Source organism: Achromobacter aegrifaciens (genome assembly GCF_902859735.1).
GTDB lineage: Bacteria > Pseudomonadota > Gammaproteobacteria > Burkholderiales > Burkholderiaceae_B > Achromobacter > Achromobacter aegrifaciens.
Genome location: NZ_CADIJY010000001.1, coordinates 195934 through 213871, shown reverse-complemented (window position 1 = coordinate 213871; position 17938 = coordinate 195934). Strand labels below are relative to the sequence as shown.

The 17938-nt window shown below is 68.2% G+C and carries 17 protein-coding genes and 1 tRNA gene; 6 read left to right on the top strand and 12 right to left on the bottom strand.

What is annotated here, in order from left to right; genetic code table 11:
- Window positions 1-36 precede the first annotated feature (36 nt).
- The 4 genes from HV766_RS00990 to HV766_RS00975 all read right to left on the bottom strand — a co-directional run bounded on the left by HV766_RS00990 (window position 37) and on the right by HV766_RS00975 (window position 3909).
- The gene (locus tag HV766_RS00990) at window positions 37-1014 is read right to left on the bottom strand and encodes a Bug family tripartite tricarboxylate transporter substrate binding protein (RefSeq protein ID WP_175164097.1); all 978 of its coding nucleotides are present in this window, start codon (window positions 1012-1014) and stop codon (window positions 37-39) included.
- A gap of 38 nt (window positions 1015-1052) precedes the next feature.
- Window positions 1053-1445, bottom strand: a complete 393-nt coding sequence (locus HV766_RS00985) for a MaoC family dehydratase (RefSeq protein WP_119451209.1) — start codon at window positions 1443-1445, stop codon at window positions 1053-1055.
- A 10-nt stretch (window positions 1446-1455) separates the two neighbouring features.
- Window positions 1456-1890: a MaoC family dehydratase gene (locus HV766_RS00980; protein ID WP_054455264.1), complete on the bottom strand. Its 435-nt coding sequence runs from the start codon at window positions 1888-1890 to the stop codon at window positions 1456-1458.
- A gap of 156 nt (window positions 1891-2046) precedes the next feature.
- On the bottom strand, window positions 2047-3909 hold the full coding sequence (locus tag HV766_RS00975; protein ID WP_175180395.1) for a sigma-54-dependent Fis family transcriptional regulator: 1863 nt from the start codon (window positions 3907-3909) through the stop codon (window positions 2047-2049).
- 304 nt (window positions 3910-4213) lie between these two features.
- Between HV766_RS00975 and adh the strand changes: the two genes are divergently transcribed.
- Entirely contained in the window at window positions 4214-5743 is a 1530-nt protein-coding gene (adh, locus tag HV766_RS00970; protein ID WP_175180394.1) for an aldehyde dehydrogenase, read from the top strand.
- Window positions 5744-5800: 57 nt separating this feature from the next.
- A complete protein-coding gene (locus tag HV766_RS00965) occupies window positions 5801-6178 on the top strand; it encodes a DUF779 domain-containing protein (protein ID WP_054455269.1) in 378 nt (125 codons plus the stop codon).
- A gap of 30 nt (window positions 6179-6208) precedes the next feature.
- Here HV766_RS00965 and HV766_RS00960 read toward each other — a convergent pair whose 3' ends face one another.
- From HV766_RS00960 to HV766_RS00950, 3 genes are read right to left on the bottom strand one after another with little or no spacing between them, the layout of a single operon-like run.
- Window positions 6209-6376 (bottom strand): hypothetical protein, encoded by a 168-nt coding sequence (locus HV766_RS00960; RefSeq protein ID WP_166738452.1) that lies wholly within the window; start codon window positions 6374-6376, stop codon window positions 6209-6211.
- 41 nt (window positions 6377-6417) lie between these two features.
- Window positions 6418-7071, bottom strand: coding sequence for a 2-hydroxychromene-2-carboxylate isomerase (locus HV766_RS00955; protein WP_054455273.1), 654 nt, complete (start codon window positions 7069-7071; stop codon window positions 6418-6420).
- Window positions 7072-7094: 23 nt separating this feature from the next.
- A complete protein-coding gene (locus HV766_RS00950) occupies window positions 7095-7304 on the bottom strand; it encodes a DUF2917 domain-containing protein (protein WP_082401069.1) in 210 nt (69 codons plus the stop codon).
- Window positions 7305-7475: 171 nt separating this feature from the next.
- On the opposite strand from HV766_RS00950, the gene HV766_RS00945 reads away from it, so the two are divergent.
- The gene (locus HV766_RS00945) at window positions 7476-8393 is read left to right on the top strand and encodes a LysR substrate-binding domain-containing protein (RefSeq protein WP_054455278.1); all 918 of its coding nucleotides are present in this window, start codon (window positions 7476-7478) and stop codon (window positions 8391-8393) included.
- 95 nt (window positions 8394-8488) lie between these two features.
- The gene (locus HV766_RS00940; protein WP_175180393.1) at window positions 8489-10555 is read left to right on the top strand and encodes an LTA synthase family protein; all 2067 of its coding nucleotides are present in this window, start codon (window positions 8489-8491) and stop codon (window positions 10553-10555) included.
- A 22-nt stretch (window positions 10556-10577) separates the two neighbouring features.
- Here the strand turns inward: HV766_RS00940 and selD are convergent, their stop codons facing one another.
- Window positions 10578-11642 carry a selenide, water dikinase SelD gene (gene selD, locus HV766_RS00935; RefSeq protein ID WP_175180392.1) on the bottom strand — a complete coding sequence of 355 codons (1065 nt, stop codon included), beginning with the start codon at window positions 11640-11642 and terminating at the stop codon, window positions 10578-10580.
- A gap of 139 nt (window positions 11643-11781) precedes the next feature.
- On the opposite strand from selD, the gene HV766_RS00930 reads away from it, so the two are divergent.
- Both HV766_RS00930 and HV766_RS00925 read left to right on the top strand, forming a co-directional pair.
- Complete coding sequence (locus HV766_RS00930) at window positions 11782-12882, top strand: transglutaminase-like domain-containing protein (protein WP_175180391.1); 1101 nt, start codon at window positions 11782-11784, stop codon at window positions 12880-12882.
- Between the two features lie 31 nt (window positions 12883-12913).
- Window positions 12914-13453: a TlpA disulfide reductase family protein gene (locus tag HV766_RS00925; protein WP_054455285.1), complete on the top strand. Its 540-nt coding sequence runs from the start codon at window positions 12914-12916 to the stop codon at window positions 13451-13453.
- 16 nt (window positions 13454-13469) lie between these two features.
- Here the strand turns inward: HV766_RS00925 and HV766_RS00920 are convergent.
- From HV766_RS00920 to fdhE, 4 genes are all read right to left on the bottom strand, one after another.
- Window positions 13470-13565 (bottom strand) — tRNA-Sec (locus HV766_RS00920).
- 24 nt (window positions 13566-13589) lie between these two features.
- The gene (gene selB, locus HV766_RS00915) at window positions 13590-15524 is read right to left on the bottom strand and encodes a selenocysteine-specific translation elongation factor (protein ID WP_175180390.1); all 1935 of its coding nucleotides are present in this window, start codon (window positions 15522-15524) and stop codon (window positions 13590-13592) included.
- A complete protein-coding gene (gene selA, locus HV766_RS00910; RefSeq protein WP_175180389.1) occupies window positions 15521-16951 on the bottom strand; it encodes an L-seryl-tRNA(Sec) selenium transferase in 1431 nt (476 codons plus the stop codon). The genes selB and selA overlap by 4 nt, the downstream gene beginning before the upstream one ends.
- On the bottom strand, window positions 16951-17895 hold the full coding sequence (gene fdhE / locus HV766_RS00905; RefSeq protein ID WP_054455896.1) for a formate dehydrogenase accessory protein FdhE: 945 nt from the start codon (window positions 17893-17895) through the stop codon (window positions 16951-16953). The genes selA and fdhE overlap by 1 nt, the downstream gene beginning before the upstream one ends.
- Window positions 17896-17938: the final 43 nt, after the last annotated feature.

Here is a 17938-nt window from a genome sequence, read left to right as displayed (position 1 = left end):
GTTGTCCTGGAGTGATGGCGGCCTCGCCGCCGGTGTTCAGCGCGATGCCTGCAGCGGCACCTTGGCCGTCTTGATGACCTGGGCCCACTTGTCCTTTTCCTGGCTGATGTAACGCCCGAAGCCCTCGGGCGTATCGGTCTGCGGCTCCATACCCTGTTGCCGCAGCCATTGCGTGAAGTCGGGCTTGTCCACCATCTCGCGCAGCGCCGCGTTGAGTTGCGCGACGATCGGCTGCGGCGTGCCGGCGGGCGCGAGCAGTCCATACCAGCCTGCCGCCTGGAATCCCGGATAGCCGGATTCGGCCACGGTTGGCACCTGGGGCAGCGACTGGATGCGTTGCGCGGTTTCCACCGCGAGAGGCACCAATTGCCCCGACTGGATCAACGGCACCAACGTGATCGCGTTGTCGCTGACCGCGGAGATCAGGCCCGACTGCACGTCGACCAGCGCCGCCGAACTGCCCTTGTAAGGCACGTGCAGCATGTCCACGCCCGCAGTCGACTTGAGCAGTTCCATGGACAGATGCTGCGTCGATCCGGTGCCGGCCGACCCGAAGGTCAGCTTGCCAGGATCCTTCTTAGCCAGGGCCAGGAATTCACCCAGGGACTTCGGTCCGAGCTTGGGACTGACGGCAATGACCAGGGGCGAGACCGCCACGATGGTGATGGGCGCGAAGTCCTTGACCGGGTCATAGGGCAGTTGCTGGTACAGCGAAGGATTGATGGACATCGCGCCCGAGAAGGTCATGCCCAGGGTGTAGCCGTCGGCGGGCGCCTTGGCGATGGCGGACATGCCCACGATGGCGGCCGCGCCGGGCTTGTTCTCGATGACCACGGGCTGGCCGAATTTCTCCGTCAATCCACGGCCTATCATGCGCGCCAGCGTATCGGCGGCGCCGCCGGCCGCGGCCGGCACGATCATGCGGATAGGCTTGTCGGGATACGGCGCGGCCCAGGCGGCCGTCGCGGCCATGGCCGCGCAAGAGAGGGCAAGGCTCTGCAGGATGCGTTTCAAGATTGTCTCCTTATGCTTGTTATGTGTTGCGGCCGGGTTCAGCCGCGGCGGCGGGTGATGGTTCCCACCTGGACCTTCTTTCCGTCAGCCAGGGTGCAGGCGTAGGCCAGCTCCAGCCATCCGGGTTCGCTGCGGGTCACTTCGAATGCAACGTCCACGGCCTCCCCCGGCCGCGTGAACGCCACGAACTTCGCCTCGATCTCACTGCCGTCGAGCCACGTATCGCCAAGCAGATCGGCGGCCATGTCGAGAACTGGCGCCATCACCAGCGCCCCCTGCACGATGACTCCGCCGAAAACGCTGTTGCGCGCATATTCGGGATCGGTGTGCGTCCTGCCGGTGGTACCGTGCAGCGCGCCGAAGCGGTTGATGTCTTCCTGTTCCGCGCCGCGCGCAACGCTACGGAACTTGTCGCCTACCTTGAATTCCATGCCGGCCTCCTCAGTTGGGCCAAACCAGGCTGCGCTCCGCCACCAGAGCGACGCGCGCGTTTTCCAGCTTGCGGACGGTGATCTCCAGCACCACGAAGCGCTTGTCGTTCTTCAGGTACTTGTCCTTCACCAGCACGCTGGCCTCCAGCTCCTCTCCTGGATACACGGGCGCCAGCAGACGGACTTTCTCGCGGGCGTGCAGCACGCCAGTCGGCCAGGCAAAGGCCGCGTGCTGCGGTTGAAAGCTGCCGACCAGCACCGGATGCACGCTGCGCACGGGCGCGCCGCCTTGCGCCAATACGGCGCGGCCGCTGCCGTCGAGGACCGGAGTGTGTTCGAAGGTGCCGATGAAAGCGTCGCTGTCTGCGGCGCCGATGCTGTAGCGGCTGGGAGGAAAGAGACGGCCTATTTCGAAGTCGTCGTAGAACAGCTCGTTGCTTGCCATGTCATCACCTGGGTTGAAGGGGATGCGGGCATCGTAAGCAGTTCTTCCCGTGTGCTGGGATAGTTAACCTATCTTCAAAAGATAGTTTTTGTGCACGCCTTGCGTACACGTGGAAAACATCGGCGCAGCCGCGCGCGCAAGGAACGGAAAATTCCGCTAGACCGGACGCGGCAGGCGGCGATAAAGCGTGCTGCGGTGTACGCCCAGCGCGCGCGCTGCGCGGCTGACATTGCCGCCGTGGGCGGCCAGGGCGTCGCGGATCGCGGCGTCCGTCATGGCTTGCAGATTGGTCGGGGCATCGACGCCCGCAGCGGGCGGCGGCGGTGCAGCGCCGCGGATATCGGCAGGCAGCATGTCGGCCTCGACGACACCGGCAGGTCCCGCCAGCACGTGCAGCGTGCGCAGCACGGCCACCAGTTGCCGGTAATTGCCGGGCCAGGCGTACGCAACCAGGGTTGCTTCGATGTCGGGCGGCAGGACCGGCCCCGCGCCTTGCGCCGCCCACAGGCCGCGCAGCAGTTCCAGGCGGTCGGCGCGCGCGCGCAGCGGTTCCAGCGTGACGGTGTATTCGGCGATGCGGAAATACAGGTCCGGGCGCACCGGCGCATCGGGCCCTTCATGGGCCAGCGGCCGGTGCGTCGCGCATACCAGTGCAAAGTCCACGGCCACCGGCCTCGCCGCGCCCAACGGCGAGACTTCGCGCGTCTGCAGCACACGTAGCAGGCGCGATTGCAGCATCAGCGGCATGTCGCCGATCTCGTCCAGGAACAGCACGCCGCCGTGCGCCTGGCGCAGCAGCCCTTTGCTGCCCTGGCGCCGCGCGCCGGTGAAGGCGCCGTCTTCGTAGCCGAAAAGTTCGGATTCGATCAGGCTCTCAGGCAACGCTGCGCAGTTCACCGCCACGAACGGCCCGCAGGCGCGCTTGCTGCGCGCATGCAGCTGACGCGCGAACACTTCCTTGCCGACGCCGGTTTCGCCTTGCAGCAGAATCGACACACCCGCATCCGACAAGTGCACGGCGCGCGCCAGCGCGCCCAGGGTTGAGGCATCGAAACTCGGCGCAGCGGGGCGCGAGCCGGCCGCGGGCGGCAGTGACGGCAGTGACGGCGCTTGCGGGGCGCGCGAGCGCGGCCAGCGCAAGCGCGCGTGGTACACGACGCCCGAACGCGCCTGCACCCGGCCCGCCGCGTCGGGGCAGCGTTCCATGTCGCCGTCGAACACGTCGCCGTAGCGGTACACGCCCAGAGCCGTGGGCGCCAGGCCGAGCGCCTGCAAGGCGCGGCGGTTGGCGCCGATCAGCAGGTCGCCCTGGAAGGCCAGCAAGCCCTCGCCGGGCGCGCCCAGTCCGGAGCGATCCACATGCAGCCGCAGCACGGCGTGCTGCTCGTAGGCTTGTTCGAACAAGCGGTGCTCGATCAGGTCGACGGCGGCGCGCACCAGTTCCAGCACGTCGGGCCGCAGGTCGCGCGCCGGGCTGGACAGGTCCAGCACGCCCAGCGTGCGGCCCTCGCTGTCGGTAATGGGGACAGCAGCGCAGGTCAGGATGCGGTTGGGTTCGAAATAGTGTTCCGCCCCGTGCACGGCGATGGGCCGGCCTTCCACCAGGGCGGTGCCGATGGCATTGGTGCCTGCCGCCGCTTCGTCCCAAGGCGCGCCGGGCATCAATGCCACGCGCGAGGCGCGCTGGGCGAAACCGGTGTCGCCGTCGGAATCCAGCACCAGGCCCTGGGCATCGGACAGGATCACCAGGCCGCCGCTGCCGCCAGCCTGGCGGCGCAGCATGGACATGGCGGGTTCGGACAGCCGGCGCAGCGCCTCGTTACGCTGCTGGGCCTCGCGCAGCTCGCCCTGGGTCATGAGTTCGGCGCGGCGCACGCCGCGCATGTCGAAGCCCAGGTCGGCGCAGCGCCGCCACGACCGCAGGATGGGCTCGGCGACCACGCCGCCGGGCACCGCGCCTTGCTGGTTGAACAGCAGGCGCGCTTGCGTCAGCGCATGCTGACGGGATTGAGTGGCCATGCATGTCTCCTGGGACAGGCGTTCTGCGACACCTGTTCCGCGACGATGTCGCAAAAAGCGACAGGGAAGGCCCCCACGCCGCACCCGCTACGCGGGCTTGCTGCCCCCAAGGGGACTGGCCCGCCTTGGGACGGCCCGGCGGCGGGCCGGCCCTCGAGGGGCTCTACTGCATATTGCCCGTTCTGAAACCTACTTTCGCATGCAAGCCGCGGGCTGTCCAGCGGGGAAGCACCGACTGGCACGCTCCTTGCTTGATACGGGACAGGCAGCCGACTGCCGCACCCCCACAATACCGGAGACAAGCATGGACATCGCGACCCGCATCACCCCCGACTCCTACGGCACCCGCCTGGACCTGAAAACCCAGTACGACAATTTCATCGACGGCAAATGGCAGAAGCCCTCCGACGGCGAATACTTCGACAACGTCACGCCGGTCACGGGCCAGGTGCTGACGCGCAATGCCCGCTCCAAGGAGCGCGACATTGAACTGGCGCTGGACGCCGCGCACCGCGCCGCGCCCAAATGGGGAGCGACCCCGGCCGCGCAGCGCGCCCGCATGCTGATGCAGATCGCCGATGTAATGGAGGCGAACCTGGAACGCCTGGCCACGGCCGAAACCTGGGACAACGGCAAGCCCATCCGCGAAGCGCGCGCCGCCGACATTCCGCTGGCAATCGACCACTTCCGCTATTTCGCTTCCTGCATCCGCAGCCAGGAAGGCTCGCTGTCCGAGATCGACCACGACACGGTCGCCTATCACTTCAACGAACCGCTGGGCGTGGTCGGCCAGATCATTCCTTGGAACTTCCCCATCCTGATGGCGGCATGGAAGCTGGCGCCGGCCCTGGCCGCAGGCAACTGCGTGGTGCTCAAGCCCGCCGAGCAGACGCCGCTGGGCATTCTGCTGCTGATGGAACTGATCGGCGACATCCTGCCGCCCGGCGTGGTGAACGTGGTCACGGGCTTCGGCCTGGAAGCCGGCAAGCCGCTGGCGTCCAACAAGCGCATCGCCAAGATCGCCTTCACCGGCGAGACCACCACCGGCCGGCTCATCATGCAGTACGCCTCGCAGAACATCATCCCGGTCACGCTGGAACTGGGCGGCAAGTCGCCCAACATCTTCTTTGCCGACGTGGCCGCGCAGGACGATGACTTCCTCGACAAGGCGGTCGAGGGCTTCGTCATGTTCGCGCTGAACCAGGGCGAGGTCTGCACCTGCCCCAGCCGCGCGCTGATCCAGGAATCCCTGTACGACAAGTTCATGGAACGTGCGCTCAAGCGCGTGGCCGAGATCAAGCAAGGCAATCCGCTGGACGCGGACACCATGCTGGGCGCGCAGGCATCCACCGAGCAGCTGGAGAAGATCCTGTCGTACCTGGACATCGGCAAGCAGGAAGGCGCCGACGTGCTGGCCGGCGGCTCGCGCGCGCAGATGCAGGGCGCGCTGGAAGGCGGCTATTACGTGCAGCCCACGGTGTTCAAGGGCCACAACAAGATGCGCGTGTTCCAGGAGGAAATCTTCGGGCCGGTGGTGGCCGTGACGACCTTCAAGGATGCCGACGATGCGCTGGCCCTGGCCAACGACACGCTCTACGGCCTGGGCGCGGGCGTGTGGTCGCGCGACGCCAACACCTGCTATCGCATGGGCCGCGCGATCAAGGCCGGCCGCGTGTGGACCAACTGCTATCACGCCTATCCGGCGCATGCGGCGTTTGGCGGCTACAAGCAATCGGGCATCGGACGCGAGAACCACAAGATGATGCTCAACCACTATCAGCAGACCAAGAACCTGCTGGTGAGCTACTCGCCGAAGAAGCTGGGTTTCTTCTGACCCCGCCATGGCCTGGCGCCGGGCCGCGAGGCCCGGCGCGCCTCAAAGGAGCCTGACATGGCAGAGCAAACGCCGCGCGTGGTCGCCACCGACGAGGCGCGCAGCCTGATCGAGACTCTGCGGGCCAAGCATGGCCCGCTGATGTTCCACCAGTCCGGCGGCTGCTGCGACGGCAGTTCGCCCATGTGCTACGCCCAGGGCGAATTCATGGTGGGCGGTTCGGACGTGCTGCTCGGCGAACTGGAAGGCTGCCCGTTCTACATGGGCGAGGACCAGTTCGCGTACTGGGAGCACACCCAGCTCATCATCGACGCCGTGCCCGGCCGGGGCGGCGCGTTTTCGCTGGACAGCGCGGAAGGCAAGCGCTTCCTGCTGCGTTCGCGGCTGTACTCGGACGAGGAGTGGGCGCGGGTGGCGCCCGTCAGCAAGGGCTGACTGGCCCCTGCCGGCGTACGGCGCGGGGCCCTAGCGGCCCCGCGAGCCGCCTTGCGGACTGCCCTTGTCCGGCATGCCGACTGCTGCGGCCTGTTTCCACTGGAACGACACGCGCCGGATGCGCGCGGCCCGGAATTGCGTGAACGAACGGCCGCCCGGCATGGGCGCGCCGCGATAGGCACTGCTGGCGTTTTTCATTGCAGAAGTTGGGTTGACGAAAAAACTTGTTTGCGCAGCGCTCAGGCGCGCGTGGCCGATGCATTCCAGGCGCTGGCGGGCGCCTCGCGGCGGGTCCATTCCAGCGCGTCTTCCAGGCGGTCGTTGCCCCAGAACATCTCTCCGTCCACAAAGAACGTGGGTGCGCCGAACAGGCCCAGGTTGCGGGCACGGTCGACCTGGCGGCGCAGCGCCTCCTTGGCCGCTTCGGACTTGCCGCGGGCGATCAGCGCCGCGGCGTCCAGCCCCAGGTCCGTCAGCAGCCCGTGCACTACGTCCTCGGACTGGATGTCCAGGTCGTGCTGGAAATTGGCGCGGAACACCGCCACGCAGAAATCGCGGCCCCAGGGCTCGTCCTGCCCCAGCAGCGCGATGCGGGCGGGCAGCACGCTCATGCGCGGAAACAGGCGGGGACGGTTGTAGACCAGGCCGTACTTTTCGGCCAGGCGGGCGATGTCGCGCATCATGTAGGCGCCCTTGCCCGGAAACAGCCGGAAAGGCGTGTCGTTCCAGCCTTGGGCCTGGAAGATAGGACCCAGCAGGAAAGGGCGCAGATCGACCCGCACCCCGGCCTCTTGCGCCAGGGCGTCGATGCGTTCGATGGCCAGATAGCTGTACGGGCTGGCGAAATCGAACCACATCTCGATGCGGGGCGTGTCGGGCAGGGACGCGGTCATGACTGGAGCTCCGGGGCAAGCTGCTACGAAATTAGCGCGACCTGCGCATCCGGCAGGCCGCTGAGAACGACATCGCGATCGCTGCCGACGGTGATGGAATCCCCGGCTTGAAGCACGCTGTCATCGAAGCGCCGGTACTCGGAAAGCCACAAGGTGCCGGCGTGACACACGATGCGGACGCCCGAGGCGTGCTTGAGCAGCATAGTCGAGCCGCCGGCCAAACGGAATGACATTCCCGCAGTGCAACATACCTGGATCATGGCGTACCCCTGGGCCGCGGCGGCGGCGATCGCGGCGGATTGCCGGGCTTTGCGCCCTTACACCCGTCGTCTGAGTCCTATTGAACGCCCTGGAGGTACTATTGCTCAAGCGACATTTCCGTCCGATACGCATGAGTTTTACGAATGCCATATCCGCTGGCCAAACTCCCGCCGCTTGATCTGGTCCGAGGCTTCGTGGCCGTGGGCCGCCGCATGAGCATCACGCTGGCCGCGCAGGATCTGCATGTGACCCAGTCGGCCGTGAGCCGCCAGATCCGGGCGCTGGAGGCCCACCTGGGCGTGGCCCTGCTGGTGCGCGGATTCCGCAGCGTGTCGTTCACCTCCGAGGGCGCGCAGCTGTTCCGAATGGCCGACGTGTGGCTGAGCCAGCTGGGCGACCTGACCGAGCAGCTGCGCGCACCCGAGCGCCGCACGCCCGTTACCGTCACCACGACCATCGGGGTGGCCTCGCTGTGGCTGTTGCCTCGTCTGGGGGACTTCCAGGCGGCGCATCCGCACATCGACGTGCGCGTGGCGGCCGACAACCGGCTGATCGACATCGACCGCGAAAGCGTGGACATCGCCATTCGCTACAGCCTGCGCGATGGCGTGCCAGACAGCGCGGCCTGGCTGTTCGGCGAGGCGGTGGTGCCGGTGGCCCACCCCTCGCTCAAGGCCCGCCTGCTGGATGCCGAGGAACTGCAACGCCATGTGCTGCTGGAATTCGACGACCCGACGCGCCCCTGGCTGCAATGGTCGGAATGGCTGAATGCGCGCGGCCTTGCCCGGGTGCCCGCCCGGGGCATGCTGCGCTTCAACCAGTATGACCAGATCGTGCACGCGGCGCTGGCGGGCCACGGCATCGCGCTGGGCCGGCTGGCGCTGATCGCGCCGATGCTGGCGGACAAACGGCTGGAGGCCGTCGGCGGCCAGGCCGCCAGCGCCACCGAGCACGCCTATTGGCTGGTGCGCAATACACGCCGCGCCACGCCGGACGCCGAGGTCGTCACGCGCTGGCTGATCGAACAGGCCGAAGCCACCGCGCGCGACCTAACCGTGTAGGCGCCGCGCCGCGCTACAAAATCCATACAGATCTTCATAACTTGGGATGGCTGCTCCGGTAGATTGCGGCGCTGGTCCGTAACCCTGCTCCCAAGATGTTGATTAGGCTTTTCCGTCCGGCGTTCGGGTGGCAAGACTGGTTCGTCAATTTTCAACGATCCTTTCTGGTCCTGCTGGCCCCCTGGCTGATCAGCGTCCTGGCGCAAAGCGCCGGGCGCGGCTACCTGCTGCTGCGCTATGCCGCGCCGGGGACTTATGACGCGTTGCCGCAGGACGTGCGGCGCACCCTGGCGACAGGGCTATTGTTCGACATCAAGGTCGCCAGCATCGCCTGTTCGGCGCTGCTGCTGCTGTCCATGGCAGCGGCGGCCAGACCCGGCCTGCAACGGCGCTGGCAGCGCCATCTGCCGGGGCTGGGCGCAGCCATGGCGACGCTGTTCGCGGCCATCACGATCATCAGCGTCTTCTACTTCGCCACATTTTCCCGTTCGATCGACATCTTCGTGTTCGGGCTGGTGGACGACGACACCCAGGCCATCCTGATGACCCTGTGGCATGGCTACCCGCTGGCACAGGCTGGCCTGCTGCTGGCGGCGGTGCTGGCGGGAACCTGGTGGCTCGGCCGCCGTTGGCGTGGCTGGGTGCAAGGCATGCTGTTCAAGCGCCGCGCGTTCATCCCCAGCCTGTTGCGGTTTGCGCTGATCATAGGCGTCACCGTGCTGGCCTGCAGAGGATCACTGGGCAAGTTTCCGCTCAACAAGGACGACACCAGCATCTCGTCGCTGCGCCTGCTCAACGACATCGCGCCCAATGGCGTCTCGGCCTTTTCCTGGGCCCTGTCCGACCGCGGCAACGACAAGCGCTTCGAACCCGTCACCTTGCGAGAGGGGCGCCAGCTCTATGAGCGCTTCCTGGGCTGGCCGGATGTTGGCCTGCGGCCCTTCATGGCCGCAACCGGGCCCAATCCGGCGGCTGCGGCGCGGCCTCCGCACGTGGTGCTGCAGGTCATGGAGAGCATGGGGGCACACCTGAACTCGTATGACCGTCCGGGGCGCGACGTGCTCGGCGCGCTGCGTCCGCACTGGAGCGAGGACTGGGTGTTCGAGCGCTTCGTGGCCGAAGGCAACGGCACCATCGAATCATTGAGCCTCCTGCTGGTGCGTAGCCCCATTGCGGCCGTCGGCCAATCGTCGGCGGTGGACGCGCCATTCGCCAGCAATGCCTTCACGCCCTTTTTGCAGCGCGGCTACCGGGTCGTCTTCGTTACGTCCGGCGCCGCCACATGGCGCAACCTCGGCGTCTTCGCCACCAAGCTGGGCGCACATGAATTCGTGGACCAGCAGACCCTCAAGGTGCGCTATCCCCAAGCACGGACCGGAACCTGGGGCGTACCGGACGAGTACATGTTCCGCTATATCGAAGAACGGCTGGCGCAAGGCACTCAGGACAGCCAGCCGCTCTTCATCGTCGCCTTGTCCACCACTCACCATCCGCCGTTCATCGTGCCCGACGGCGGGCAGCGCGGCGGCCTGCCCCTGGACGATGTGGCCAGCCTGCCCTACTTCAAGACCTGGGATGCGCTGGCTGCCGCATTCGACACGCTGCGTTACGCCAACGATCAGCTGGGTCGCTTCCTGACGCGCCTGAAGGCATCGGACTATGCGTCCCGGACCATCGTCGCCGTGACCGGCGACCACAACATCCTGGGTATCGATTATCAGGACCCGAAGGACGCGGCGCTGGCGCGCGCGGTGCCGTTCTACCTGTACGTGCCGCCGGCCTACCGGGCGCAGGCGCGCTACGACCCGGCGCGCGTGGGCAGCCACAAGGACATTCTGCCCACGCTGTATCACCTGAGCCTGCCGCAAACAGCCTACTTCCGCAGTGGCTGCGACCTGCTGGCCGCCCAGCCCGATCCGGCCTGGTGCTTCGGCTTCAACAGCAAGCACGTGCTGCTGACCGATGAAGGCGTATTCCGGCCGGGCAAACCCGGCCGCATCCTGCCCTGGGCAGGTCCATCAGGGCTGGCGCTGGAGGAAGAGCAGGACGCGACGGCGGAACAATGGGCGGAGCAGGTTCGCCTGAACGCCTACACGGAGCTGCTGCACTGGCAGATCAACTACCAGGTGCAGGAATTGGGCCGCGCCGGCCAGGCGCGCTAGCGCCCAGGCCAGCCAGGGGCCTTCAGTCGACGCGCACTTCCGGCTCGCCCGCCCGCATGTCGCCGATGATGGCCGCCTGCTCGAAGCCGTGCTGGCGGAACAGGTCCAGCACGGCCTGCGCGGCGTCCGGCGAGCAGGCCACCAGCAGTCCGCCGGCGGTCTGCGGATCGGTCAACAAGGCCCGCTCCGTGTCGCTCACGCCCTCGCCCAGGCGCACGGACGCGCCATAGGAAGCCCAATTGCGGCCGGACGCGCCGGTGATGACGCCGTCCGCGGCAAAGGCCTGCACGCCGGGCAGCCAGGGCAGCGCATCGCGCCGCACATGCGCCGTCAGCTGCGCGCCGCGCGCCATTTCCAGCGTATGTCCCAACAGGCCGAAGCCCGTCACGTCAGTGATGGCGTGCACGCCTTCCATGGCGGCCAGCGCAGGCCCCGGCCGGTTCAGACGCGTGGTCTCGGTGATCATGGCGCGGTAGCCGGCGTCGTCCAGCCGGTTCTTTTTCAGCGCGGCCGACAGGATGCCCACGCCCAATGCCTTGCCCAGGATCAGCACGTCGCCAGCGCGCGCGTCGGCATTGCGCTTGATGCGGCCGGGATGCACCAGGCCCATCGCCGCCAGGCCGTAAATGGGTTCGACGGAGTCGATGCTGTGGCCGCCGGCCACCGGAATGCCGGCGTCCTTGCAGACCGATTCGCCGCCGCGCAGGATGTCGGCAATGACGCTATGCGGCAGCACGTTGATCGGCATGCCCACGATGGCCAGCGCCATGATGGGCGTGCCGCCCATCGCGTAGACGTCCGACAGCGCATTGGTCGCGGCGATGCGGCCGAAGTCGTAGGGGTCGTCGACGATGGGCATGAAGAAATCGGTGGTGGCGATGAGCGCCTGCTCGTCGTTCAGCCGGTAGACCGCCGCGTCGTCGGCCGTCTCGGTGCCCACCAGCAGATCAGGGTAGCTGACCGCCGGGCCGAAGCGCTTGAGCAACTCGGACAGCACGCCGGGTGCGATCTTGCAGCCGCAGCCGCCGCCGTGCGAAAGCGAAGTCAATCGCGGCACCGCCGCGCTGGCAACATCCTGGGTGGTCATCTGAATCTCCATAGGTCAGTGGAAAAGGATAGCACCGCCCCCGGGATTGGCCCTATGATGATCCGGCAGCACGCAGCAACGGACGGCCGCCCGGCCCCGGGCGCACCGACAGCCAATCTTCACCGTGAGTGAGGGCTATATGGATCGCCGACATTTCCTCCGTTTCTCGGGCGCCCTGTGCGCCGCCAGCGCGGCCCTGCCCAGGGCGGCGCACGCGGGACTCGCCCCTGTCAGCGCCGGATGGCGCGCCTTCGAACTGACCACCGACATCACCGTGCAGGATCCGGGCGCGCTCGCGCGCATCTGGATCCCGGTACCCTACGCCACTGACACCGCCTACCAGCGCGGCGCGCAGAGCGCCTGGCAGGTCAGCGGCGGCGGCGTGGCCCAACTGACCCAGGCGCCCGGCTACGGCGTGCAGATGCTGGCCGTGCAATGGCCGGACGCGCAGGGGCCGCGCCAGGTCACGGTCACCAGCCGCTTCCAGACCCGCAACCGGCGCGTGGACCTGAGCCAGCCGCCCGCGGCCGACGTTCCCCGTGAAAGCGCGGCCGCGCTACGCGAATTCCTCCAGCCTACCGCGCTGCTGCCTACCGACGGCATCGTCAAGAGCACCGCCGACCGCATCACCCGCGGCCACCGCGGCGATCTGGCGCAGGCCCGCGCCATCTACGAATGGGTGGTCGAGAACACCTGCAGAACCGCGTCCACCCGCGGCTGCGGCGTGGGCGACGTGCGCTACATGCTCACGGCCAATGATCTGAACGGCAAGTGCGCCGACATCAACTCCCTGTTTGTCGCACTGGCCCGCGCCGCCGGCATACCGGCCCGCGATGCCTATGGCCTGCGGGTCGCGGATTCCGAGTTCGGCTACAAAAGCCTGGGCAAGGCGGGCGACGTCACCAAGGCGCAGCATTGCCGCGCCGAGTTCTATGCCGCGGGCTACGGCTGGGTGCCGGTGGACCCTGCCGATGTGCGCAAGGTCATGCTGGAAGAGCCTCCCGGCGAACTGCCGCTGACCGATGCCAAGGTTCGCGCCGCGCGCGTCATGCTGTTCGGCGCCTGGGAGATGAACTGGGTGGCATACAACCACGGCCACGACGTGGTTCTGCCGGGCGCTGCCCACGGTCCCGTGCCTTTCCTGATGTATCCCAACGGCGAAACCTCGGACGGCCGGCTGGACAGCCTGGATCCCGCCAGCTTCAGCTACAAGCTCAGCGCCAGGCCGCTTTCCCTCTGAGTCCGCCTGCTGCCCACCCACGGGGACCGCCATGATCAGCCGCCGTCTACTCCTGCAGTCCGGCCTGTCGCTGGCGGCCCTGCCCTGGTATGCCCGGGCCGCCAGCGACGATGCGCTCAAGAAGGCCACCGGCCCGGACTGGGCGCCCTGGACCGCATCCACGCCGCCGCTGGCCCTGCCCGATCTGGCCGGCCGCGAAAAGAAGCTCGCCGCCTGGCGCGGCAACGTGATCATCGTCAGCTTCTGGGCCACCTCGTGCGACCCTTGCCGCGATGAAATCCCCATCATGTCCGCCATGGCCAAACGTCACCGCGAAGAAGGCCTGCGCCTGGTGGCCGTGAACGTCGGCGATTCGGCAGCCAGGATCAACGCCTTTCTGGCGAAATGGCCGGTCGCGGGTACCGTGCTGCACGACAGGAACAGCACGGCGTCAAAGCAATGGGATGCAGTCGGCCTGCCCGCAAACTATCTGGTGGACCGCGGCGGATCCGTCCGATATTGGCATCTGGGACAACTGGACTGGAAATCGGACCGGGTAGGCGGCGTGGTGACAGGGATGCTGCGGGCTTAGCGCGCCGCGCAAGGGATGGCGGAAGGCAGCAGGAGTCGAACCTACCTGGGAACGTCTGACGCCCCCAACTGGGTTTGAAGCCCAGCCGTGCCACCGGGCACGAATGCCTTCCACGGTGGCCGCCCATGATACCGGGTTACTGCGCCTGCCGCGGGCTTCCGTAGGCGCTTTCCTGGCGCAACACGTGCGTGTCGCGCAAACGCCGCGTGTACCCCACGCGGTCGAAGAACTCCAGGATCTGGATCGCGCGCTTTCTGCCCAGGCCCGTAGCGTCGCGGAACGACGCGGCGTTCAAGCCCGCGGGCTGCGCCGCCAGGCCTTGCGCCAGCGCTGCCAACGCCGCCACCTGGTCGCGGTGATAGAACAGGTCCTTCACCACCTGGGCCACGTCGCCGCGCCGCAGCAGCTTGCGCAGCAGCTGCCGCATGCGGTCCTCGGGCTCGCCCAGCGTGCGGGCGAGATCCCGCACCCAGGGCGGGTCGAAAGCGCCGGCCGCCAGCAGAGGCAGCACGCGCCCGGCCAGCGCCGACTCCTCGGGCGCCAAGGTTGCGCTATGACCCGGCAGGTGCAGCCAGGGGCCATTGCGCACGATGCGGCCATCGCGCTGCAGATCGTCCAGCGCCGCCTGCCACAGCGCATCCGGGCCGACGGGCATGGCCATGCGGCGCAAGCGCGGGCCGTCAGGGCCTGGCTCGTCGGGCGCGCCTTGATGGAAGGCCGCCAGCGCCTGTTCCACGCGCGCGCGCAGCGCATCCCAATGGGCAGTCAGGATCAGGGTGCGCGGCGCCTGCGGCGTGCGCGCCTCCAGCCATACCGCAACGGGCGGCGCAGCGATCTCATTTACCGGTTTGCCCGTCAGACGCTGCAAGGCGTCTTCGTCCAGCCCCAGCGCAGCGTGCTCCAGCACGGGATGCAGGCCGGCGCCGTCCAGCATGGCCGCCAGCGCCTGCAGCCACTGCATGCGCGCGGCGGACCGGCGCTTGCGGTCAGGAGCGTTCGGGTCCAGCACCCGGCCACCGCCGACCGTGCGCGTGGCCTGCGCGTTGCGCACAATGTAGCGGTCGCCCGGCATGACGCAGACGGGTTCGTCGAACACCAGCTGCACCCAGCCGGACTGTCCCGGGGCAAGCGATTCCGCGCTCAGCGGCACCACGTGCGCCACGTGGCGCGCGGCGCCGATGTGCACATGCAGCGGCGCCCATGCGCGCACCGGCGCGTCGGCGGTTGCCAGCAGCGTCAGCGCCACGTCGACATGGCGCGACGGCAAAAAGCAGCGCGCATCCGCGATCCAGTCGCCGCGCGCGATGGCGTTCTTGTCCATGCCGGCGAGATTCAAGGCGCAACGTTGGCCGGCCGCGCCGGTTTCGCTGCGCTGGTTCTGGGCATGGATGCTGCGCACGCGTACGCGTGTGCCGGCAGGCATCAGCCGCAGGTCGGCAGCGTCGTCGTCCGCCCGCGCCAGTCCGGCATGGGCCGTGCCTGTCACCACCGTGCCGTGGCCGGCCAGGGTGAACACGCGATCGACGGCCAGCCGGAACAGGCCCGCGCTGTCGCGCTGGCGCAGGGCTTGAGCCTCGCCGTGCAGATAGTCTTTCAGTTCCGCCACGCCCGGGTCGCCGGCCTGCGACGCGCATACGGCGTATAGCGGCGCATCCTGCAGGAAGGTACCCGCGGACAGTTCGGCGATTTCCGCGCGCACTGCCTGCAGCCGCCCGGCATCGGCGCGGTCGGTCTTGGTCAGCGCCACCGCGCCGCGTTCCACGCCCAGCAGGGTCAGGATCGCCAGGTGTTCGTGCGTCTGCGGCATGACGCCGTCGTCCGCCGCCACCACCAGCAGGCCGAAATCAATGCCGCTGGCGCCGGCCGCCATGGTGTGCACAAGCTTCTCGTGCCCGGGCACGTCGATGAAGCCCAGCACGTCGCCGTTGGGCAACGGGGTGTAGGCATAGCCCAGCTCGATGGAAATCCCGCGCGCCTTCTCTTCCTTGAGCCTGTCGGTATCGATGCCGGTCAGCGCCCGCACCAGCGTGGTCTTGCCGTGATCGATATGGCCTGCGGTGCCGATGATCACGCCAGGCGCTCCGCGAGTTGCGCGGCGAAGGCCGGTTCGTCGCGCGCTTCCAGGCAACGCAGATCCAGCCATAGGGCGTCGTCCGCAATGCGGCCGATCACGGGCACGGGCAGGCGGCGCAATTGCGTCTCCAGTTTGTCCAGGTGCCGGCCGGCGCGGCCGCTGCCGGTGTAGCGCGCGGCCAGGCCGTAGCTGGGCAGCTGGTCCACGGGCAAGGCGCCGCTGCCGATCTGGCTGAACATGGACACGGCCTCTACCGCGTAGTGCTCGCCCGCCGCATGCGCCAGGACGCCGCGCAGGCGCTCGGCCTGCGGCTGGATGTCGCGTTGCGGGCGGGTCAACAAGCGCAGCGTGGTCAAGCGATCGGCCAGGAATTCGGGCGCGCGGTACAGGCCCAACACCGGCTCCAAGGCCGCCAGCGTCAGCTTGCTGACGCGCAGCGCGCGCTTGAGCGGATTCTTCTTGATCTTGCGGATCAGGTCCTTGCGGCCCACCAGCAGGCCGGCCTGCGGGCCGCCCAGCAGTTTGTCGCCGCTGAAGGTGACCAGGTCCGCGCCGGCCGCGATGGTTTCGCGCACGGTGTCTTCCTTGGGCAGGCCGAACTGGGTCAGGTCGACCAGCGTGCCGCTGCCCAGGTCCACGGTAGCGGGCAGGCCGCGCGCGTGCGCCAGCGCCGCCACCTCGGCCACGCTCACGCTCTTGGTGAAACCGGTGACCGCGTAGTTGCTGCAATGCACCTTCATCAGCATGGCGGTACGCGGGCCGATGGCGTTTTCGTAATCGGCGGCATGGGTGCGGTTGGTGGTGCCGACTTCGACCAGCTTGGCCCCGGCGCGCTTCATGATGTCCGGAATGCGGAACGCGCCGCCGATCTCGACCAGTTCGCCCCGGGACACCACGACTTCGCGCCGGTCTGCCAGGGCATTGAGCATCAGCAATACGGCGGCCGCATTGTTGTTGACGACGGTGGCGGCCTCGGCCCCCGTCAGTTCGCACAACAGTTCGTCGATCAGGTCGTCGCGGTCGCCGCGCCCGCCGGTGTCCAGATCGAACTCCAGGTTGGCGGGGGTGGTGAGGGCGCGCAGCACCGACGCCACCGCCTCGTCGGGCAGCAGCGCCCGGCCCAGATTGGTGTGCAACACCGTACCGGTCAGGTTGTACACGGCCCGCAGCCTGGGCTCGGCGGCGCGGGCCAGGGCCGCGGCCACGCGCGCCGCCACGGCGTCGGCTTCCAGTTCCTGGCGCGGCAACCCGCCGGCCAGCGCGCGTTCGCGCATCGCGTCCAGGTCGCGGCGCAGGGCCGCCACCACCTGCGTGCGGCCGTGCCCGTCCAGCGCGGCGCGCATGGCCGGCGCATTCAGCAACCGGTCCAGCGACGGGATCTCCGAGACCGCGGCCACGCCGTCTGCGGGCGCTGGCGCGGCCATTACTGCTCTGCTCCCGGCTCCGATCCGTGCCACAGCAACGGATTGCCGCTGGCCCGCGAATAGCCGGCCTCGCCGACCAGCACGTCCAGCATCAGGCTGGCCAGGTCGTCGGCCACGGGCTCCACCTGCAGGTCCTTGTCCTGGTAGAAGATCTTGCGATAGGTGTGGCAGTGGTCGCAGGTTTCGGCCTTGATGGCGGGCGTGCGGCCCTCGATGGCCTGGTAGGCCACCGATTCCACGTCTTCGCAGTGCGAGCATTTCACCCGCACCATGTGCCACTGGGTCGCGCACAGGCTGCAGCACAGGTAGCGGTAGCCTTCGAACTGCCCGCCCACGCGGACCACGCTGGCCACCGGCAGGCTGGCGCAAACGGGACAGACGCCGAAGGGACTGGCCACTGGCAACTGCTTTTCGTCGAAACGGCTGGCCAGATCGGTCCAATAGACTTGCAGGGCCGCCATCACGAAGGGAGCGGCGGCGCCGTCCACGCCCTGGTCCTGCTCGGACAGCACGGCCTCGGCCAGATCCTCCAGCGACTCCGGGGACTCGGTCAGCGCGCGGCGCAGGCCGGCGCAGACTTCGATGGCCTCGGCCGGCACGTCCTTGGCGCTGGCGACGTGGTCCAGCAGCTGGCCCAGGATGTTGCGCCACAAGGGGTCGCGCGGCCAGCCCACGGCCTGCAGGGGCGGCATGCCATGCGCCTGCGCCAGCGAAATGCGCTCCTCGGAGGCCGCGGGCGCGGCGCAATCCTGCAGGGCGCGGTGCTGGGCGTCGACCAGATGCGCCATCAGCAGCAGGTAGTCGGCCACCGGGCTATCCGCCGCCAGCTGCCGCAAGCGGGCTGCACGCGTGGCAAAAACCGACGCGCGGTCCGGCAGGCTGACTTGGGGAATGCGGTTATGGTCTAGCGCTTCGATCTCGCCGCGCGGAAGAATTCGCTGCACTTGCGTCTCCAGATAAAAAAACACGGCTGCCAGCCTTCAAGGA